General features: G+C 33.2%; 13 protein-coding genes and 1 other RNA gene. 10 read left to right on the top strand and 4 right to left on the bottom strand.

Going from position 1 to position 21,645, the window contains the following annotated elements; translation table 11 throughout:
- Positions 1 to 44: 44 nt before the first annotated feature.
- Entirely contained in the window at positions 45 to 1,094 is a 1,050-nt protein-coding gene (locus CLU81_RS03985; protein WP_099708643.1) for a glutaminyl-peptide cyclotransferase, read from the bottom strand.
- A gap of 88 nt (positions 1,095 to 1,182) precedes the next feature.
- Between CLU81_RS03985 and ffs the strand changes: the two genes are divergently transcribed.
- The 4 genes from ffs to CLU81_RS03965 all read left to right on the top strand — a co-directional run bounded on the left by ffs (position 1,183) and on the right by CLU81_RS03965 (position 3,801).
- Positions 1,183 to 1,280: signal recognition particle sRNA small type (ffs, locus tag CLU81_RS03980), an RNA gene on the top strand.
- 345 nt (positions 1,281 to 1,625) lie between these two features.
- Entirely contained in the window at positions 1,626 to 2,429 is an 804-nt protein-coding gene (locus CLU81_RS03975; RefSeq protein ID WP_099708642.1) for an SDR family oxidoreductase, read from the top strand.
- 131 nt (positions 2,430 to 2,560) lie between these two features.
- A complete protein-coding gene (gene fsa, locus CLU81_RS03970) occupies positions 2,561 to 3,217 on the top strand; it encodes a fructose-6-phosphate aldolase (RefSeq protein ID WP_099708641.1) in 657 nt (218 codons plus the stop codon).
- An 89-nt stretch (positions 3,218 to 3,306) separates the two neighbouring features.
- Positions 3,307 to 3,801: a hypothetical protein gene (locus CLU81_RS03965; RefSeq protein WP_099708640.1), complete on the top strand. Its 495-nt coding sequence runs from the start codon at positions 3,307 to 3,309 to the stop codon at positions 3,799 to 3,801.
- Between the two features lie 284 nt (positions 3,802 to 4,085).
- On the opposite strand, the gene CLU81_RS03960 is transcribed toward CLU81_RS03965, so the two are convergent.
- The 3 genes from CLU81_RS03960 to CLU81_RS03950 all read right to left on the bottom strand — a co-directional run bounded on the left by CLU81_RS03960 (position 4,086) and on the right by CLU81_RS03950 (position 7,468).
- The gene (locus CLU81_RS03960) at positions 4,086 to 5,558 is read right to left on the bottom strand and encodes an MFS transporter (RefSeq protein ID WP_099708639.1); all 1,473 of its coding nucleotides are present in this window, start codon (positions 5,556 to 5,558) and stop codon (positions 4,086 to 4,088) included.
- Positions 5,559 to 5,724: 166 nt separating this feature from the next.
- Positions 5,725 to 6,426 (bottom strand): LytTR family DNA-binding domain-containing protein, encoded by a 702-nt coding sequence (locus CLU81_RS03955; protein WP_099712660.1) that lies wholly within the window; start codon positions 6,424 to 6,426, stop codon positions 5,725 to 5,727.
- Positions 6,416 to 7,468: a sensor histidine kinase gene (locus tag CLU81_RS03950; RefSeq protein ID WP_099708638.1), complete on the bottom strand. Its 1,053-nt coding sequence runs from the start codon at positions 7,466 to 7,468 to the stop codon at positions 6,416 to 6,418. Before CLU81_RS03950 ends, CLU81_RS03955 begins: the two co-directional genes overlap by 11 nt.
- A 331-nt stretch (positions 7,469 to 7,799) precedes the next feature.
- On the opposite strand from CLU81_RS03950, the gene CLU81_RS03945 reads away from it, so the two are divergent.
- From CLU81_RS03945 to CLU81_RS03920, 6 genes are all read left to right on the top strand, one after another.
- Positions 7,800 to 10,148: a S8 family serine peptidase gene (locus CLU81_RS03945; RefSeq protein WP_099708637.1), complete on the top strand. Its 2,349-nt coding sequence runs from the start codon at positions 7,800 to 7,802 to the stop codon at positions 10,146 to 10,148.
- Between the two features lie 500 nt (positions 10,149 to 10,648).
- Entirely contained in the window at positions 10,649 to 13,837 is a 3,189-nt protein-coding gene (locus CLU81_RS03940; protein ID WP_099708636.1) for a SusC/RagA family TonB-linked outer membrane protein, read from the top strand.
- 11 nt (positions 13,838 to 13,848) lie between these two features.
- Entirely contained in the window at positions 13,849 to 15,369 is a 1,521-nt protein-coding gene (locus tag CLU81_RS03935) for a SusD/RagB family nutrient-binding outer membrane lipoprotein (RefSeq protein WP_099708635.1), read from the top strand.
- Positions 15,370 to 15,457: 88 nt separating this feature from the next.
- Entirely contained in the window at positions 15,458 to 16,483 is a 1,026-nt protein-coding gene (locus CLU81_RS03930) for a glycosyl hydrolase family 18 protein (RefSeq protein WP_099708634.1), read from the top strand.
- Positions 16,484 to 16,834: 351 nt separating this feature from the next.
- Positions 16,835 to 19,882 (top strand): SusC/RagA family TonB-linked outer membrane protein, encoded by a 3,048-nt coding sequence (locus tag CLU81_RS03925; protein WP_099708633.1) that lies wholly within the window; start codon positions 16,835 to 16,837, stop codon positions 19,880 to 19,882.
- Between the two features lie 158 nt (positions 19,883 to 20,040).
- Positions 20,041 to 21,618, top strand: coding sequence for a RagB/SusD family nutrient uptake outer membrane protein (locus CLU81_RS03920; RefSeq protein WP_158235311.1), 1,578 nt, complete (start codon positions 20,041 to 20,043; stop codon positions 21,616 to 21,618).
- The last annotated feature ends 27 nt before the right edge of the window (positions 21,619 to 21,645 follow it).

The raw sequence follows: 21,645 nt of genomic DNA, 5'->3' as shown, positions 1-21,645 counted from the left end.
ATCCGTGAAATCTGTGAAATTCGTGTTTTTATTTTTTTTATTTTTTATTCTGAAACTGTTATTTCAAACATTTTCTCCCAATATTTACCAGTAATAAAAATAGTTTTGGTTTGTGGATTATATGCAATTCCGTTTAAAACCTCTGCTTGCGGATATTTGATAAACTTACGTAAGTCTGACATGTTTAAGATTCCTTCAACTGCACCACTTGTTGGATTAACAACCGCAATTGCATCTTTTTGCCAAACATTTGCATACAATTTACCGTTAATATATTCCAATTCATTAAGAACTTTAATTTTTGAAGTTCCTGAATAAACATTAATATAATCTATCAATTTTTGCGTTTCAGGATCCATTTTCCAGATTTTTTCAGTTCCGTCAGAACGATAAATATATTTTCCGTCATTTGTCATTCCCCAACCTTCAATTGGTTTGTCATATTTAAAAGTTTTCTCTAGTTTTAATGTTTTAGCATCATAGATAAAACCAGTGTTTTCCTGCCAGCTTAATTGAAATAATTTTCCGTTGATAAAAGTAATTCCTTCTCCAAAATATTCTTTAGGAAGATCAACTTGTTTGATAACTTTTCCGGTTTTATAATCAACAGATCTAAAATAAGAATCTCCTTTTTGACCTGTACTTTCGAATAAAACACCATCATGAAATTCTAAACCTTCAGTAAAAGCTTTTGTATCGTGCGGATAAGTATTAACAATTTTATACTTTAATAATTTAGGTTCTACGTTTGAAACCACTTCAACACGTTTAGTAGCGTCTGAAGAATCAGAACCAAAATAAACAGTAGCTTTTAAGTATTGATATCCTAATTTTTGATCTTTCAATTCAAATTTGAATTTTTCGGAACCTTTAGAACTTCCCACTTTTTTGTCGTTTACAAAGTAGGCAACGCTGTCAATTTCTTTAGAATTTGGGTTCAAAATTCCGATCGAAATCGATTCTTGTGGTAAAAAATGAGCAGGAAAAGCAGAATCATCGATGTTAAACAAAGAATTTTCACTTTTTTTTGTATCTCCACATCCAATTAATGTGATTCCTAATAAAATGACAGTTAGGAAGTTATATTTTTTCATAGTTAAAAATTTGAATAAGCCAATATACGACGATATTTTTATAGCAACAAAGGTCTTGCAAAAATATAAAAAGATTGTATATTTGCACCGGCAAGTCCTACACGACCAGCTCCTGCAGACTCCCCCAGGATGGGAACATAGCAAGGGTACGTGGTTGAGCGGTGCGATGTAGGTCGCTTGCCATTTTTTTTTAATCTGAATGTTATGTTCAGATTTTTTTTTAGAATTAATTCAAAAGTAGTCTTCCTTCGGGAGGATTTTTTTATTTTTGGACCTGAGGAAAGTGCTGTCAGCTCTAAAATACGTGAAGAGAAAAAAATTACCGCAAAGAACGCTAAGCTTTTTACTCTTAAGTTTTTATAAAAAAAAACGTAAAGTTCGCAAAGCTTTGTGTTGATTTAGCTTTGCGAACTTTGTGTTTTCTAAAGATACTTTAAGATAAAAAGCTTAGCGTTCTTTGCGTTAAAATTATTATCCGGTATAATTAGTAGTGATTCCATTAACTTATAACATTTAACATCTAACCTACAAATGAGCAAAGTCGTTTTAATTACCGGAGGATCCTCAGGGATTGGAAAATCAATTGGAGAATTTTTACATAAAAAAGGTTTCGTAGTTTATGGAACCAGCAGAAATCCTGAAAAAGTATTGAATTCTATTTTTCCACTTGTGGCTCTGGATGTTCGAAATGTTGAATCTATAAAGACTGCTGTGGCTAAAGTTATTGCAACTTCAGGAAGATTGGATGTTGTGATTAATAATGCCGGTGTTGGGATTACTGGTCCGTTAGAAGAAATTCCGATGGAGGAAATTAAAAACAATTTTGAAACTAATCTTTTTGGTCCAATTGAGGTAATGAAAGCTGTTTTGCCTCAAATGAGAGAGCAAAAATCGGGTTTGATTATTAATATTACGTCAATTGCAGCTTATATGGGATTGCCATATCGTAGTGTTTATTCGGCTTCAAAAGGGGCTTTAGAATTAATTACGGAAGCTTTGCGTATGGAAGTTAAGTCTTTTGGAATTGAAATTACAAATGTTGCTCCTGGCGATTTCGCAACCAATATTGCATCAGGGCGTTATCATGCGCCTGTTATTACAGGTTCGGCTTACGAAAAGGTTTACCAAGACACGCTTGCTGCAATGAATGAGCATGTTGATGCAGGAAGTAATCCAAACGAAATGGCTGAGTTTGTTTATAAAATTATGCAGGAGAAAAAACCGAATGTTCATTATAAAGTTGGTGCTTTTATGCAGAAATTCTCAATCGTTTTAAAACGTGCTCTTCCGGATAAAGTGTACGAAAAAATGCTGATGAATCATTATAAGTTGTAATTTTGCACCGGATTTGCGTGAAGGATTGAGGCGGTATCCTTTTATGAAGTGAAACGGAATAAAAGATAAAGCCGAAAGCCTGACCCGGAGGGACACGCCCAAAATAAGAACACAATTAAATAGATATAATTATGAAATTTTTTATTGACACGGCTAATTTAGCTCAAATTAAAGAAGCACAAGCTTTAGGTGTTTTGGATGGTGTAACAACTAACCCGTCTTTGATGGCAAAAGAAGGAATCACTGGAAAAAACAACATCTTAAAGCATTATGTTGATATCTGTAATCTTGTTGATGGAGATGTAAGTGCTGAAGTTAATGCGCTGGATTATGATGGAATGATCAAAGAAGGTGAAGAATTAGCTGAATTACACGATCAAATCGTTGTAAAATTGCCTATGACTAAAGAAGGTGTAATGGCTGCAAAATATTTTTCGGATAAAGGAATTAAAACTAACGTAACACTTGTATTTTCTGCTGGACAAGCTTTATTAGCTGCAAAAGCCGGAGCAACTTATGTTTCGCCATTTATTGGTCGTTTGGATGATGTTTCTACTGATGGTTTAAACTTGATTGAAGAAATTAGATTAATTTTTGATAACTACGGTTACGAAACTCAAATTTTAGCTGCTTCTGTGCGTCATACAATGCATATTGTAAACTGTGCTAAAATTGGTGCTGATGTTATGACTGGACCTCTTTCTGCAATTTACGGATTGTTGAAACACCCATTAACTGATATTGGACTTGCTCAGTTTGTTGCTGATTTTGAAAAAGGAAATAAGTAATTAAATAAGTTACATATAATTAAAATCGCCAGTTTCTGAAGAAGCTGGCGATTTTTTTTTATTTTTATATGTCTCAAAAAGAACTACATATGAAAAAAGTAATTGTAATGTTGGTGTTTTTAGCTGCGGGTTTAAATGTAAATGCACAGGCAAAAGTTTTGACAAGTGTAAATGATGCCGGAGATGTGGCGACGTATGAACTCGATTGTTCGGTTAAATTTCAGACTCTCGCCAAAGGTTTGCGTTATAATATTACACGTCACGAGTTTAAAGGTCCTGAATTGAAAAACTCGTACCGATTATTGCTTGTTATGGATGGTTTTTATTCGAAGACTTTAAATAATTCGATGACGATTTCGGCAGTATTGACTGATGGAACTGTTATTGAGGCTAAAAAAATTATTGAGGATGATGGTTTTTTTGACGGCGCTTGTACTTTGAAAATTAAAGATCCTAAAGCATTATTAGAGGCTAATATTGATAAAGTTATAGTTCATGCTGATAAAGATGTTGTTTATGCTTTATCTGCAGAAAATAAGGCTCTTTTTAAAAAGAATCTGAATGCGATTATTACGGCTAAATAGTTTAGGAGAGGTTCAAAGGAACATAGTTGCAAAGGTTCAGAGGTGTAAGGGATTTTAGTTTTACCCAAAATAACCACAATCATTGTCATTTCGACGAAGGAGAAATCTCCACAAGTAACTCCGCAACGAGAATCCAATCTTTGTCGAGCTTCTCGCGGAGATTTCTCCTTCGTCGAAATGACAAAATTGAGTAGACTAATTAATTATAGCAATAAAAAAAAATCCAAATTCCAATTATTGATAATTGAAATTTGGATTTTAAAATTTGAAATTTTTATAAAGGTTTAGTGACCTCCACCTTCGCTTTGAATGTTATGATCAATTCCTTGGCTTTTTAAGATTTTAGGGCAATAAAAACCGTAGAATCCTAAGTATGCAAAACCAATAAGTGGTACGATATAAGAGAAATGTGTCCATGTGATTCCGAAGATTCCGCCTGGGCTTGTAAGATCGATATCACAGATACTTCCTTGTACTAAAGGAATAACTCCTCCTCCAAGAATCATCATAATTAAGAAAGATGATGCTTTTCCTGTATTTTTTCCTAAACCTGCAATCGCTAAATCGAAGATAGACGGCCACATGATAGAAAGGAACAAACCTCCAGAGATAAAGAAAAATTTAGCAATTTGAGGATCTGGATAAACTAATCCGGCAATCATCATGATTACTCCTGAAATTCCGAAAAGCATTAATGTTTTTCCAGCGTTTTTACCACCTACAAAACTTACAGCGATAAATAACAAGATCCAGATTGGGTAGATATAGAATGAAGAAACGTCGTGTGCAGCAAAAATGTTAGCTCCAATAATTACTCCAAATGCAATAGCAGGAACAATGAATTTAAGTGCTGTATTTACTAAGTTAGATGTATTGAAAACGTTTACACCACCATTCCAACGACCAATCATTAAACTTCCCCAGTAAAGAGAAATAAACGGAGCGATAGCATCTTCTAATACATTTCCGAATTCTGATGTATGAAGTAAAGCCGGTAAATTACTGATGATAGTTACCTCAGTTCCAACGTAAATAAAGATTCCTAACATCCCTAAATATAGTTGTGGGTAATCTAGTATGTTGAATTTTTCGTGAGCTACTTTTACTACTTCTTCCTCTTCTTTTGCAGGATCTTCGATTTTTGAGAAGTTCATGAAAATGGCTACAGCAATAAATGCAAGACCAAGAATGATGAATGGTAATTTAATATCTTCTAATGAAAGTGAAGTTTTTTTGTCGTCTCCCATTCCAAACAAAGCGATTCCTAATAAGATTGCTCCAATTGTTGTTCCGAAAGAGTTGATTCCTCCTGCCAATGTTAAACGGTGAGCTCCGGTTTGTGGACTTCCCATTTTAATAGCTAAAGGATTTGCTACGATTTGTTGAATTGAAAAACCTAAACCTACAGTAAATAAAGCGGTTAAGAAAAATGGAAAACTTTCCATTGTTGCTGCAGGAATAAATAAAAATGATCCAAAAGCTGACAGAACTAATCCAGCAGAAAGTGTTTTTTTATATCCGAATCTTTGTAAAATATCCATTTTTAGGGAAACTAAAAAGAAAATTATTGATCCTACGAAGTAAGAGACATAAAAAGCCCAAGCTACTAATTGTGATTGTACTTGAGATAAGGTAAATACTTTTTTGAATACTGGGATTAGGATATCATTGGCTGAACCAACAAAACCCCAAAAGAAGAAAACAATTATCAAAGAGATAAACTGTCCCCATTTGGTTTGAACATTTTCTGAACTCATAATTTAAGAGGTTAATTTTTATTTAATATGTTTTTTGAAGACCGTAAATATATTTGTTAAGTATATCAAAAAAAAATAATTAATAAAAAATAATGTTAAATTTAAACCAACAACAGTATTTATTCAACAAAGTGTTAGTTTTTATAGAGTTATAAATGTTAAATATTTACTCGAGAATTTTGTTTTTTACCTCTTTACTATAGTTTCTGCCAATAGGAATGGTATAAGACTGAATTTGGATTCGATTTCCTTCTATAGATTTTACTTTATTTAAGGCAATTACATAAGATTTATGAATTCTTAAGAAGCGATCTGCAGGTAATTCTTCAGATAATGAGGTTAAAGATTTGTGTGTAATGTAGGTTTTATCGGGCGTCACGACTTTTATGTATTCCTTCATTCCTTCGACAAATAAAATTTCTTCAATATTAATTTTCATCATTTTTTTATCGACTTTGATAAAAATATGAGAATCTCCTTTGGTAGTTTCTACCTTAATATTGTTTTTGACATTGAACTCGGTTGTGATTTTATTGATACATTTTATGAATCTTGGTAACGGAATTGGTTTTACTAAATAATCAAGAACATCAAGATCGTAACTTTCGGCAGCAAATTCTCTAAATGCCGTTGTAATGATAACTTTGGTTTTGTTTTCGATTAAGCTAATCAATTCAAATCCTGTCATCATAGGCATATTAATGTCCAGAAAAACAGCATCTACAGAAGTGCTGTTTATAAAATCCAGCGCTTCCAGAGAATTATTAAATGTACCAATTACTTCAAAATCTGTAAAATTGGTAAAGTAATTCTGGAGGACTTTGATAGCCAGTGGCTCATCATCGATCAACACGCATTTAATCTTCATCATTAATTGGTATTTGCAAACGGATTATATAGTAATTAAATTTAGTGGCGTACTTAAGACTGAAATCATTCTTGTAAATCAATTTTAATCGTTTTTTGGTATTGACTAATCCAATTCCACCTTTTTGATTAAGATTTTGTGAAATTACAAAATTATTTAAGATTTCAAAATCTAACATTTTATTGTTAGTAACTTTACAATTGATCTTTATTTTTAAGTTAGGATTGTTTAAACTCCCGTGTTTAAAGGCGTTTTCGACCAAAGAGATAAAAATCAACGGAGGCACAACAATATCCTCTATATCAGATTCCAGGTTTATCGTAACTTCTACATTTTCAAAGCGTAACTTCTCAATTTCGATATAATTCTGAATATAATCGATCTCTTTTATTAAGGGAACAAATTTGGTTCCTTTTACATCATATAACACATATTCCATCAAATTTGATAGTTTTATAATCACATCAGGAACTTTATTTGAAGATTCTAATGACAATGCATATAAATTATTTAATGTATTGAAGAAAAAATGTGGCTGAATTTGATTCTCAAGATATTTTAACTTGATTTTAAATTGATTCTCTCTCAACGATCTGTTTCTTTCTCTTTCTCGCAACCAGGTCAAAGTCAGGTAAACAGATGAAGCCATTGCCAGAACATATAATTCGCCAATACAAACTGCTACAATATGATTAATCTCAAAAGGATGGTATTCACGATTGGCTTCCGGCCAGATATTTTCGGATATAATATAATAGGTAAGAGCTGTTTTTAATAAATAGATGGCAAAAAGACTCGCTAGTAATGAAAATGTATATGTAATATATTTCTGTTTTAATACGTATCTGGGTACTAAAACAAATAGATTAAAATAGACTAAAGGAATGTGTAACGAGAACTCAATTAAGTTTGATTTGAACGAATAAGGGTAATCATTGAAGTAGGCTCCCCATCTTAAGAAGTTAAGAGTGAAGTAAGTACTCCAAAACCAAATGTGATTTTGAAGTTTAATGTCAAATTTCAATTTTCGAATTTCGCTCAACTTATCGTTTTAATTATTGATTTTTCTGGTTTGTGTCCATAAATATTGTGCAACTTTAAACAATTAGTTGCTTAATCGCAATTCTTTTGAATATTATTTTGAAAAAAAATGGAATTAGTGTGTTTTTTATTTGATGTAACGTTTTCGTAAAACATATTATTGATTGTTTTATGTCGTTTGTTTAACGTTTTGTGTAGTTTATATAAAAAATTTCTTATATAAGAATTTTAACAATATTTTTAACATATTAACTAACGATATTGATAGTTTATTTCTTGAAATAATATTTTTATGAAAATGGACTATCGTGGAGTTTACTAAAAAAATATATATGAAAAAAGAATTACTCTTAACCATTTTTATTGTTTTGTTTAGTATTTCCGGGATGTACGGACAAAATAATCCTTATTATTACTATAAGGGAGAAAAAGTTTATTTGACAGTAGATAAATCTACCGTAAATATTAGTACGGAAGAAAATGTTCAAAAATCAAGTATTACGGCATTAGACGTGAAAGACTTTGATTTGGCAACAGATAAAAATGCTAAAGGACAAAAGTCAGCCAGATTAGAATTTAAAAATGTTCCAACCGATGAAGAATTTCAGAAGAAAATTAAATCCTTAAAAGAAAATCCAGCCGTAAAAAATGTCTCTTTATATTATAAAAGAGAAAATGCTAAACCTATTGGTACTTCGGCGTTTTTTTATGTAAAACTTAAGAAAGAGAATGATTTGGCACGACTGCAAAAAGTTGCTTCTAAAAAAGAGGTTGAAATTGTAAAACAAGTTCCTAATATGCCTCAATGGTATATCCTTTCTGCGAAAAAAAATAACGCAGAGAGTTCAGTAGATCTTGCGAATTATTTTTTTGAAACCGGATTTTTTGAAGATGTCGATCCGGCTTTTATGTTCGATTTTAAAAGTAGCTGTACAAATGATACTAATTTTGGAAGCTTATGGGGATTGTATAATGCTGCAAATACTAATATAGATATTAATGCTTGCCAAGCCTGGACTATTTCGCAAGGAAGCGGAATTAAAATTGCTGTTGTTGATCAGGGAATTGATATGGCTCATAATGATTTAGCGGCAAATTTTTCCAGTTTAAGTTACGATGCTCTGTCAGGGACTTCTCCTAGTGTTTTTACAAATGGTAATTGGCACGGAACACATGTGGCTGGTACTATTGGGGCAATAAAAGATAATAATTTGCAGGTTGTGGGTGTTGCTCCACTTTCTAAAATTATGGCTGTTAGTCATCCTTTATTAGTAACACCAACAATGTCTGCAGAGGTGGCGAGCGGAATTAGTTGGGCATATCAAAATAATGCCGATGTAATTAATAATTCCTGGGGAGATCATGGAGGAGCTTATTATAGTAGTATTCATACTGCAATACTCGAAGATGCAATTATCAAAGCAATGACTTTGGGCCGAGGTGGTAAAGGTTGTGTAGTTGTTTTTGCTTCGGGCAATTATGGTGATCAAGGCGCAGTTATGGATTATCCAGCTTATTTTAATGATAATATTTTAACAGTAGGATCGATAGATTCTGGTGGTACTCGTGCATTTGATTCCGGATATGGAATAAAATTGGATGTTGTCGCTCCGGGAGTGGGAATTAAATCAACAGCTCCTGGAAATACACTTTTGGATGCTAATGGTACATCTATGGCAAGTCCACACGTTGCAGGTATCAGTGCATTAATACTTTCTGCAAATCCATCTCTTACAGGTCAACAGGTTCGTGATATTATAGAACAAACTTCTCAAAAAGTAGGAAGCTATTCTTATGGACTTGTTACTGATAAAACAAACGGAACATGGAATACGCAAACAGGTTATGGTTTAGTAGATGCTTACGCGGCAGTTTTGGCAGCACAGTGTACGGGGACAACTTCTCAAATATCCGGAGCAGCTTCTATTTGTTCTAGTGCTTCATATTCGGCTCCAACAGGCGGAACTACTTATAATTGGTCTGTTACTCAAAGTAGTAGTTTAGTTACTCTTTCAGGAAATGGAACAAGCTCGGTAACATTAACAAAAACATCACAAACAGGTACGGGACAAATTACACTTAGTTTATATTACGGTAGTGCATCTTGTGGTTATAGAACTATTAATAAAACTATTACTATCGGAAGTAATTTTGTAGCTACTTTGCATGATGGAGTAGGGCCTTATGGACAAGTTGATGTTTTTGTACAAGGTGGAGCACCGCCTTATAATGTTTATAGAGGCGAGACAACTTTAATATATACAAGTAATTCGCCAGGTACATTTGTAGTGCCATTTGGTTGTGGCGGAGGAATCCTTAAAGTCGAAGCAAATACGTCATGTGGTCTTGTGGCTTATCGCAAAATGTATTCCGGATGTAATACAAAATCAAGTGTGTCTACTCAGGCATCAAGTAAAGTTGGAGATAGCTCTTTTTATAAAATATATCCAAATCCTGCAAGTAGCATAATCAATATATCTTTAATTAATGAAGATAGAGCGCCAGATTTTAGTGCTCAAATTAATGCAATATTATATGATTTAAATGGGCAGGAAAAAAGCAATGTTGCCGTTGTTAATAATACAGCAACTATAAATGTAAGTCAGCTTCAAAAAGGAGTTTATGTTCTAATAGTAAATATCAACGGTGTTTCTGAAAGCCATCAGGTTCTGGTTGAATAAGATTTTATTTTAGAATTAAAAAAATATCAAGCATAAAATGATGCCTGATTAAGTTTTGGACTTTTTTGATAATTTAAGATTATTTTAAGAGTTTAAAATCTAGTTAGGCATCTTTATTTTATAGGTCTTTGTGAAGGTTAACGATATTGAATTAGATATAATATTTTGAAGTTTTTAAATATGATATTGATTATCAGTGATTTGAATTTTGGGTGATTTATACTACTTTGTTTTTGCAAAATATTTTCAATTATTGGCTTGAAAAGCTTAAAACATTAGGTATTATTGAGTAATTCTTTGTTATTTGGGAGTTTTGTTGCAATAAATCATTGTGTTTTTGCAAAAAAAATGAAAAATAATGCATTGAAAACGTTTTCGGATAACGCATTATTGATTGTTTTGTGTCGTTGGTTTAAAATTTTGAGTCGTTTGTATAATAATTTTTTTTTAACAGTGTGTTAACAATAAATTTACGACTTAACCAACAAAACCATGATAAAATGAAACAAATTATGTTAATCTTTATGATTGTATTTACGGCGCAGGTCTCGCTTGCACAGGTAAAGACAATCAAAGGTTTAGTAAGCGATCAAAACGGATTGCCGTTGCCAGGAGTAACTGTTGTAATTCAGGGCACAAAAACTGCAACCCAATCTGATTATGACGGAAAATATACGATACAAGCATCGACAGGGGATGTACTTGTTTTTTCGTATATAGGTATTAAAACTAAAGCTGTAACTGTGGCCGGTTCTGCTACAATAAATGTTGTACTTACGGAAGATGCTCAAAACTTAAATGAAGTTGTTGTTACTGCATTAGGTATTAAGAGACAAAAGAAAGAACTGGGTTATGCAGTTCAGGATGTAAAAGGCGACCAATTAAGTAAAGTAATAACAACCAATGTTGCTTCGGGACTTTCTGGAAGAATTGCCGGAGTTGATGTTTCGTTGCCTGCAACCGGAATTGGAGGTAGTTCAAGGGTTATTATTAGAGGTATTTCGAGTATAGGCGAAAGTAATCAGCCACTTTATATTGTAGATGGAGTTCCTATTGATAACTCAGGTTTGAATAATGATAGCGCTGCTGCAAGTAAATGGTTTGATGGAAGAGATAACGGAGACGGAATTTCGAGTCTAAATCCAAATAATATTGAGAGTTTGACGGTTCTAAAAGGAGCTGCTGCATCGGCATTATATGGTTCAAGAGCGTTAAATGGTGTAATTTTAATTACAACTAAAAAAGGAAGCAAAGGTAAATTACAAGTCGAATTAACAAGTGGTGTTAGCTTTGACAGAGTAAATGCTAAATATAAAGATTTTCAGGGTGATTATGGTTCAGGAAGTCATGGTGTTTTACCAGATCCTACAAAAGCGCCAGAAGAATTATACGGATATACTACAAGTGCTTGGGGACCTAAATTTTCAAATTCAATAGGACAACAGGTTAAAATATTTGATGGTTCTATGAAACCTTATGCTAAAGTTGATAATAATATTCAGGACTTTTTTAGAACAGGATTTACAACAACAAACGGAATTGCACTTTCTGGAGGTAGCGAAACTGCGTATGTTCGTTTTGGATATAACAATCTAAAAAATGATGACGTTATTCCTAATTCAGGTTTAGAAAGAAATGATGCCAGTTTAAACGCAACTTTAAAATCAGATAAATTTACTTTAGATGCTAATGTGAATTATATGATCGAAACTACGGCTAACAGACCAGGTTTAGGAGATTCGCCAAACAACGTTGGATATTCTTTAAGTAGTTTGGCACCAAATATTGATCAGGCATGGCTTCAACATTATAAAAATGAAGATACAGGAGAAATTTATAAATGGAATAATAATATTTACCAGTTAAATCCTTATTTCACAGTAGATGCAAATCACAACTCTTCTAAGAAAAACCGTTTTATGGGGAATGTTGCCGGAACGTATCAATTTGCAAAATGGGTTGGATTGACTTTTAGAAGTGGTTTAGATACTTATCTTTTTACTTCAAAAGATTTTATGTCACCTGGAGGTACTTGGCCAGCAAGAGAAACTGGATATCTTGGATTGAATGATATTACAGTTTCTGAAATGAATACTGATGTTATTGCTAATTTTAGTGAAATTAAATTAGCTACAGATCTTACATTCTCAGGAATTTTAGGAGCAAACAGAAGAGATTTCAGAAGACAGGAAAATTCTAGCTTTGGAACAAATATTATTGAACCGGGGACAGAATATATAAGTAATTTTGCTAATCAAACCATAAATGCACCATCAGTAACTAAAACAAGAACAAACTCTGTTTACGGTTCTGCGAAGCTTGACTACAAAGGATATTTATATGCTGAATTTACAGGAAGAAATGACTGGTTTAGCGTTATTAATAAAGATGCTTTTTATCCTGGAGCTTCATTAGGTTTTATATTTTCGGATGCATTTAATATTAAGAGCGATACTTTTTCTTATGGAAAATTCAGAGCTTCTTGGGCAAAAGTTTCTAATGCACCGGGAGCTTACAAAAATTCATTAAACTATACTACTTATTCTTCTTATGACGGACAAAGTGTTGTGAATGTTAAGAATACATCGGCTCCAAATGCTAATTTAACGTATCAAACAAAAAAAGGAATCGAGTTTGGTTTGGAAACAGCATTTTTCAAAAACAGATTAAGAGCAGATATTACAGTTTATCGTGAAGATACTTCAGATCAAACACTTGATTTGGCATCTTCTGCAACATCAGGATATGAATTTCTTTCTGTAAATGCCGGAGAATTGCGTAACGAAGGTATTGAGATATTTTTATCTGGTACGCCAATAAAAACTAAGGATTTTGAATGGGGAATTGACTTGAACTTCTCTAAGAATAAAAACTCAATTCTTTCTCTTCATCCGGATATTAATACTTATACAATTTCTGAGGCTCGTTGGGCAAATGCTGCAATTGTTGCACAAGTTGGCGGACAATACGGAAGTATTATTGGTAGAGATTTTCAAAGAACACCACAAGGAGAAATGATTGTTGGTGCAAACGGACTTCCTACATATACAGAGAATAAAGTCGTTTTAGGAAAAGGGGTTCCGGATTGGGCTGCTGGTTTAACAAACAGATTTTCTTATAAAGGAATTACACTTCAATTTTTATTGGATATGAAATTTGGTATGGATGTATATTCTATGACAAATTCACTTGCTGCTGCAAAAGGACTTTTGGATGTTACTACAGAAGGAAGAGATGAATTTATTGCCGCAAGAACACAAGCTGCAGCAAACGATCCTAATTTTGTTTTTAAAGACTGGGTTCCTACAGCTGGTTATGTGGCAAATGGGGTTGTGAATACAGGAACTGCCGATAATCCGGTTTATGTTAAAAATACAAAACCAGTAGATCCACAGGAATATTGGAGAAGTGTTACAGATGCTACTCCGGCACCGTTTATTTATGATGCTTCTTACGTTAAACTAAGAGAGGTAAGTTTGGGGTACACTATACCTAAAAGTGTTTTTGAAGGAGCAAAAATCAACTCGATTTATGTTTCTCTATTTGCAAGAAACTTATTGACATTCAATAAAGATTTACCAAACATTGATCCGGAGTCTATGTATACTTCTGGAAACGGACAAGGTTTTGAGTATGGTTCATTGCCATCAAGACAATCGTATGGTTTTAATATTAAAGTTACATTCTAAAAAAGTAAATTATGAAAATTAAGCATATAATAATAGTCCTACTTTCAGCATTTACGGTAGTAGGCTGTACAGACAATTTTGACGAGCTGATAAAAGATCCGGTTGCGTTAAGTCCAAATCCGGCAGGTCAGCTTACATTTATTCAGTTATGTATGTCCGGTAATGGATATTATCAACATAGAACCAATTTAATATATTCAGGAGGTTTTATTCAACATTATTCCGGTTCATGGGCAGTAACAGAATATGGCGGAAAATTTAAGCCAGTCGATGATTATGCAACGGCATTATGGAGAAGTGTATATTCTAATGAAATGAAAAATGTTGTAGATATCATTGATAAGACTAATGGAGATCCTACGGCGGTAAATATGAATGCTGTTGGTAAAATTATGAAAGTAATGATTGCACAGCGTTTAACTGATTTTTATGGAGATGTTCCTTATTCAGAAGCTGGTTTAGGTTTCTCTAAAGGAATTGTAACACCTAAATACGATAAACAAGAGGATATATATAATTCCTTTTTCAAAGAATTAGAAGAAGCTTCTGCTCAGTTAAATCCAGGTGGAGGTTCGGTAAAAGGAGACTTGTTTTATAGTGGAGATATTTCAAAGTGGAAAAAATTAGCCAATACAATACGTTTACGTTTGGCTATGAGAATCTCAGAAGTAAAACCTGCAGAAGCAGAAAAGCAAGCAAAAGCAGCTTTTCAGAATGGAGTTTTTGAAAGTAATGCGGATAACTGTATTATGAAACATTTAGGTTTTCCTTTTAACGATGATCCTTCAAAACTTGATTTTAGAGGAAACGGACTGTCTTACGGTTTTATTGGAGACCAAGGAGGAGATCACTTTAGTTCTTTGCTAATTAATTATTTAAGAGATAATGGAGATCCTAGATTAACGATGTTGGCAACTCCAAAAACAGCAAGCTCAACAGGTGGTGGAGGACCTAAACCAGGAGAAAATTTATATGAAGGAGTTGTTCCGGGATCTTTTATCTGGGAAGTTCCTGGAGGTTCAGAAGCGGTATCAGATATTCAGCCTTACTACCAACAATTAACGACTCCGTTTTTACATGTGAGTTATTCAGAGTCACAATTGTTATTAGCAGAAGCTGCATACAGAGGATGGGTTTCAGGTTCAGCAGCAGACTTTTATAAAAAAGGAGTTGAAGCAGGCGTGAAACAGTTAGAAGTTTATGGTGCACCTGCGGCAAGTCAGGCTAGTATAAATACTTATCTTTCTGCAAAACCTTTAGTGGCCGGAACAGAAAAAGAACAAATTGCAACACAACTTTGGGTTACTTATTTGTTTAATAGTATGGAAGCTTATTCAAACTGGAGAAGAACAGGATTTCCTCATTTAGTACCAATAACAAATTCAGATTCCGGAACTGGAGGAGTTGTACCAACACGTTTGTATTATCCAAATGATGAGATGCAGAAAAATGAAAAAAACTATCAGGAAGCTGTAGCAAGACTTGGAGGTAAGAATGATTGGTTAGGTAAAGTTTGGTGGGATGCAAACTAAAAAATAGTCCAAAAACATAAAGTTATGCCTAATAAGGTGTTATTTTCATTCTAATTAAAATTAAAAACTCAAGTTTAAATTAAAAATTATGATAAAAAATAAAGCCTTATTAGGCATCCTTTTTTTTATAAGCTCGCTTTTGTCTGCTTATAGTTGTTCGAATGATAAAGAAACAAATCCGATAAATATAAAAACTAAAACAGCCAGAGTTGTTGGATATTTATCAACGGATAATATTAGCAAAATGAATTCAATTCAGTTTTGCAAATTAACACACCTTAATATAGCATTTGCAAATCCGGATAAAAATGGTAATTTAATTTTTTCAGGAGATATTGATGCACTTATTAAATATGCTAAATCGGTTAATCCTAATATTGTAATAAGTATTTCTCTTGCGGGTGGAGTAATTTCTCCGGAGCAAGCTGCAAATTGGTCTTATTTAATTGATAAACCCGAAAATAGACCAGCTTTAATTCAAAACATAATAAATTTTGTTGAATTGCACCATTTAGATGGAGTAGATGTAGATCTTGAATGGGATGCGGTAACTTCGGGATATAGCGGTTTTGTTATTGAATTAAAAAAGAGTCTTACAGAACATAAAAAACTTTTAACTGCTGCTTTACCCAATAATACCAGATTCGAAAATATAAATTCAGAAGCTTTGAATGCTTTCGATTTTCTGAATATTATGGCGTATGATAGTACCGGTCCGTGGACACCTAATAATCCCGGGCAACATAGTTCGATGGCTTTCGCCAAAGACGGAATTAATTTTTGGCACAAACTTCAAAATGTATCCAGCGATAAATTGACTCTCGGTGTTCCTTTTTATGGATATAATTTTACTTATCCGGAAGCTACCAGTTCTACTTTTGCTCAGATTGTAGAAGCAGGAACTCAATTTGCAGATCAGGACGAAATAGGAAAAATTTATTATAACGGCAGACCAACCATTTCGCAAAAAGTAGAATTTGCTTCTCAAAACACAGGAGGAATTATGATTTGGGAATTAGCGCAAGATTCTTTTGGTGAATATTCTTTGCTGGATGTTATTCATAAAAAATATACTTCTTTAAAAACTCAAACAACCGGATTGTGTGGGAATTAGAAACTTTAGAAATCTCAGGTTTTTGTTTCTATAATCGTAGTTCTTTATAATTATAATATTTTGTTAAAATTAAATATTTATTATTGAAAATATTGATTTTAAAGCTAAATATCAGATAATTACCCCTTTATTGATGATTCAACATTTGTTAGCTAAATTCCTTATTTTTTTAATTAAAAAGTATATATAAGTGAAAAACGTTAGAATATATCAACATGAAAACGTTTTCGCAAAGCGTATTATTGAATGTTTTATGTCGTTTGTTTAAAATTTATTGCTGTTTGTATAAATTATTTTTTTTAACAATCCCTTAAGAATAAATTTACACCATAACTAACAAAATAAATAAACATGAAAAAAATTTTCTTAATCTTTATGATTGTTTTTACGGCGCAAGTTTCGCTTGCACAAGTAAAAAGTGTCAAGGGTGTGATTACGGATGCTGAGGGGATGCCATTGCCAGGGGCATCTGTTGCTGTACAAGGAGGTCAAAAAGGTTCTTCTACCGATTTTGATGGTTTGTACACAATTGAAGTACAAAAAGGACAGACTTTAGTTTTTAGCTATGTTGGTCTTGAAACACAAAGCATAGTTGTAGGTGATGTTTCTACAATTAATGTAAAAATGAAACAAGCATCTTCAAATGCACTTAACGAAGTTGTTGTAACTTCATTAGGTATTAAAAGATCAAAAAAGACTCTTACTTATGCTGCACAAGAAGTAAAAGGTGAAGAGGTTACGAGAGTTAAAGATGCTAACTTAATGAACAGTTTATCTGGTAAAGTTGCAGGTTTAATTGTTGGTAAAAGTTCTGCAGGAGCTGGTGGTGCTGTAAAAGTAACTATTCGTGGTAACTCATCTGCTACAAACAATCAGCCATTATATGTTGTTGACGGAATCCCGTTATTGAACTCTACTTCTGCTATGTCAAACCAGGTTTTTGGTGATACAGCCGGAGGTAACAGAGATGGTGGAGATGCAATCTCAATGATGAACCCTGATGATATCGAATCGATGACAGTTCTTAAAGGAGCTTCTGCTGCTGCTTTGTATGGTTCTCAAGGTGCAAATGGTGTTATCTTAATTACAACTAAAAAAGGTAAAGAAGGAAAAGTAACAGCAACCTATAATGCAAGTGTATTTGTAGATAATGTAGTTTCTTTACCTGATTTTCAAACTAATTATGGAGCAGATCCATCATCTGATAAAACTTGGGGTGCTGCAAAAAAATCTCCTGATCATGTTAAAGATTTTTACAATACTGGTGTAACGATGATTAACTCTATCTCAGTAAATAGTGGTACAGATAAATCTACAACTAGTCTTACTTATGCAAATACTAAAGTTGATGGAGTAATACCAACAAATGAGTTTAAGAAAAATAACATTGCACTTCGTCAAAGTGTTAAATTGTTTGATGATCAGATAACTGTTGATGCTGCATTATCTTATGCTGAACAAACAATCGATAATAAGCCAACAAACGGATTATATTTCAATCCATTAACAGGAGTTTATTTGTTTCCAAGAGGAAATGATTTTGCTGATTACTACAAAAATTATGAAGTATTTAATCCTGCTAGAAACTTAATGACTCAAAGATGGCCATCACAAACATCTGATATTATTCAAAACCCAGGTTGGATTTTAAACAGAAATGCATCTATCGATAAAAATCAATCATTAATTAGTTCTGCTGCAATTACATACAAAGCAAACAACTGGTTAAGTATTAAAGCTCGTGGAGGTTATAACAGATTGTACAATACTTTCGATAAAAGAATGTATGCAGGAACAAACGAAACATTGGCTCCATCTACAGGTAGATATATCTACTCAGATAGTGAAAGTTATCAATTATATGGTGATTTAATTGCTACTATCAATACAAAATTCAACGATGATTTTTCATTCAGTGCTAATCTTGGTACGAGTTTAACAAAGTCTACAATTAATGATGCTTATGTAAGCGATTCAGGTCAAAAGAATGGTTTAGTGAATGCAAACTGGTTTAATACTGGTAACTTTGTATCTGCTGAAAGAAATGCACACACTATTGGTGGTAAAAAAGAAGTTCAATCAGTTTTTGCAAGCGCAACTTTTGGTTACAAAGACATGCTTTATCTTGATGTAACAGGAAGAAATGACTGGTCATCTACATTAGTAAATACAGATAATTTAAGTTTCTTTTATCCTTCTGTAGGTTTATCTGCTATCTTAAGCCAAATGGTAACATTACCGGAAGCAATAAGCTATGCTAAAGTAAGAGCTTCTTATGCTGAGGTAGGTAATGACGTTTCTGCATTTTTAACTTCACCGGTAAATACTTTAGTTGGTGGTGTTGTTACACCTCCAATAGTTGGACCAAAGCCAGGTTCTTCATTGAAACCAGAGATGCAGAATTCTTATGAGTTTGGTACTGAATGGAGATTCTTGAATAATAGAATTGGATTTGATTTTACTTATTACAGAAACGAAACTAAAAATCAATTAATTACATCTCCGGCTCCAATTCCAAATACTACAGGATATACTAACTACGCATTTAATGCAGGAAGTATTGAAAATAAAGGTTTTGAAATTACAGTAACTGGTAAAGCAATTCAAACAGATAACTTTTCTTGGGATCTTGGATTGAATTATGCTTCAAATAAAAATACAGTACTTGATTTAGGTAAAGGTGCAAATGGAGAAGTCAATACAGTTATCTTGACTAATGGTGATCCAAATAGCTATAGATATGTTATGAAAGAAGGACAACCATTCGGGACAATTCAAGGGAAGAATATTTTGAGAAATGCACAAGGTCAAATGTTGCTTGCTGGTGTTGGAGCTGATGCTCTGGCTCAAAAAACGGACTGGGTAGACATGGGAAGTTCAAACCCTGATTTTATGTTAGGTTTTTCAAACTCTTTCAAGTACAAAAAATTAACTTTAAATGTGCTTATTGATGGAAGATTTGGTGGTAATGTAATGAGTTTGACAGAAGCAATGCTTGATTCTTATGGAGTATCTAAAGCTACTGGTGATGCAAGAGATGCTGGAGGCGTTAAAGTAAATGCAATAGATGGTAACGGAAATCCAGTAACTGTAATGTCTGCAAAAAATTACTATAGTTCAGTTGGAGATAGAGCTGGTGCTACTGGAGAGTACATGTACAAAGCAACAAACGTTAAATTAGGAGAGCTTTCTTTAGGATATACTTTTGATTTCAGTAAAGAAACAGTTTTCAAAACAGTGAATCTTGCGCTTGTTGGTAAAAACTTATTTTTCTTCTACAAAGATGCTCCGTTTGATCCAAACGTAACATTAAGTTCTGGAGAAGGATTGCAAGGTGTTGATATTTTTGGTGCTCCATCAACAAGAAGTATTGGTGTTAATTTAAATTTAACTTTCTAAATAATATAATAAAAGGACAAAACCTTTTGGTTGTTGTAAGAGATATCTTGTTTGTTGATTGAATGTAGAAAAGTGTAAAAACAACAAACATTAAACCCTTAAATGGGTTGGCTTATAAATCAATAAAAATGATTTTAATTAACGATAAAAATTCACAGATGAAAAATAAATTATTAATATTTGGTTCAGCTTTAGCCCTTTCATTAGCCAGCTGTACAAGTAACTTTGAGGACATAAATACCAATGAAGCTGGCTTTAATAACGGTCAATTAGAACAAGACTTTAATCAGGTAAAAGCACCTCTTAAGACAATGCAAAGAGGAATGTATATTCTGGTTGCAGATGACTGGCAAGGAGATATTCAGTTTAACTTAAATGCAGATATCTTTTCAGGATATATGGGAACTCCCCATGATTTTGAAGGTAATGCAAACAATTCAACTTATGCTTTATTAGATGGTTGGAATGGTGCTGAATGGGTTCAGAAATATCAAAGAGAGATGGTTAATGCATATAATCTTGAGAAATTAACAAAAACTAAATACCCTCAATTTTATGCTTGGTCTTTGATCTTGAAAGTATATGCAATGCACAAAACAACTGATTATTACGGACCAATCGTTTATTCAGGTTTTGGTAACGCAGACGGAACAACTCCTTACGATTCTCAAAAAGCAGTTTATGATCAATTTTTTGCAGAGTTAAAAACTGCTATTGATATCTTAACTCCAAAAGCAACAGATGCTACTGCTTCATTTTTCCCTTCAGGAGATGCTACAGATGGAACTACAGCTGGTGGAAGTATACAAAAATGGGTAAAATTTGCTAACTCATTAAGATTACGTTTAGCGATCCGTATTTCTAATATCGATCCTGTAAAAGCAAAAGCAGAAGGTGAAGCAGCATTAACCGGTTTAGGTGTAATCACTTCTAATGCTGATAACATGGCTTATATGGCTGAACACCCTGTTAAAACTTATACAGGTCCATGGGCAGATATTAATGCTGGTGGAGCAATTACTTCTATCATGAATGGTTATAATGACCCAAGAAGAGATGTTTTCTTCCATAAAGCTAAGGGCGGAGTTTATCAAGGTATTAGAATGGGTTCTATAGTTGATGCTGAGTATAGAACAGCTCAAGCAGATTTATTCTCTAAAGTTGGACCAATTGTAGAAAACAACTTAATCCCATGGTTTAGTGCAGCTGAATCTCACTTCTTGAAAGCTGAAGCGGCATTAAAAGGATGGAATGTTGGTGGATCTGCTCAATCATTTTATGAGTCAGGAATTGCAACTTCATTCGCACAATTGGGTGCAGGAAGCGCATCTGCTTATACTAATGATGACGTTGCATTGCCAGCTGCTTTTACAGACCCGTTGAATGCTACAAATAATATTGCTGCACAAAACTTAGTAACAGTAAAATGGTCTGATGCAGCTTCTAACGAAGTTAAATTGCAAAAAATTATTACTCAAAAATGGATTGCTATCTTCCCTGACGGACAAGAAGCTTGGGCTGAAACAAGAAGAACAGGTTATCCAAAATTATTTTTACCTGTAAATAACTTTTCAGGAGGAAAAATTCCGAATGGTACATTCGTAAGAAGATTGAATTTCTATGTAAATGAGAAAACTTCTAATCCAACTGGATATGCACAAGGTGTTAGCCTTTTAGGAGGTGTTGATACTGGAGCAACAAGACTTTGGTGGGATACTGGAGTGAACAAATTCTAATAAAAGATAAAGATTAAAAGAATTTAA

It is taken from the genome of Flavobacterium sp. 9 (assembly GCF_002754195.1).
In the GTDB taxonomy this organism is placed as follows: domain Bacteria; phylum Bacteroidota; class Bacteroidia; order Flavobacteriales; family Flavobacteriaceae; genus Flavobacterium.
This window is presented reverse-complemented; position numbering and strand designations above follow the sequence as displayed.

Excerpts from the sequence above, each read along its gene's own strand:
- CLU81_RS03985 (WP_099708643.1), bottom strand. The coding sequence starts at position 1,094 with ATGAAAAAATATAACTTCCTAACTGTCATTTTATTAGGAATCACATTA.
- CLU81_RS03975 (WP_099708642.1), top strand. The coding sequence starts at position 1,626 with ATGAGCAAAGTCGTTTTAATTACCGGAGGATCCTCAGGGATTGGAAAA.
- fsa (WP_099708641.1), top strand. The coding sequence starts at position 2,561 with ATGAAATTTTTTATTGACACGGCTAATTTAGCTCAAATTAAAGAAGCA.
- CLU81_RS03965 (WP_099708640.1), top strand. The coding sequence starts at position 3,307 with ATGAAAAAAGTAATTGTAATGTTGGTGTTTTTAGCTGCGGGTTTAAAT.
- CLU81_RS03960 (WP_099708639.1), bottom strand. The coding sequence starts at position 5,558 with ATGAGTTCAGAAAATGTTCAAACCAAATGGGGACAGTTTATCTCTTTG.
- CLU81_RS03955 (WP_099712660.1), bottom strand. The coding sequence starts at position 6,426 with ATGAAGATTAAATGCGTGTTGATCGATGATGAGCCACTGGCTATCAAA.
- CLU81_RS03945 (WP_099708637.1), top strand. The coding sequence starts at position 7,800 with ATGAAAAAAGAATTACTCTTAACCATTTTTATTGTTTTGTTTAGTATT.
- CLU81_RS03940 (WP_099708636.1), top strand. The coding sequence starts at position 10,649 with ATGAAACAAATTATGTTAATCTTTATGATTGTATTTACGGCGCAGGTC.
- CLU81_RS03935 (WP_099708635.1), top strand. The coding sequence starts at position 13,849 with ATGAAAATTAAGCATATAATAATAGTCCTACTTTCAGCATTTACGGTA.
- CLU81_RS03930 (WP_099708634.1), top strand. The coding sequence starts at position 15,458 with ATGATAAAAAATAAAGCCTTATTAGGCATCCTTTTTTTTATAAGCTCG.
- CLU81_RS03925 (WP_099708633.1), top strand. The coding sequence starts at position 16,835 with ATGAAAAAAATTTTCTTAATCTTTATGATTGTTTTTACGGCGCAAGTT.
- CLU81_RS03920 (WP_158235311.1), top strand. The coding sequence starts at position 20,041 with ATGAAAAATAAATTATTAATATTTGGTTCAGCTTTAGCCCTTTCATTA.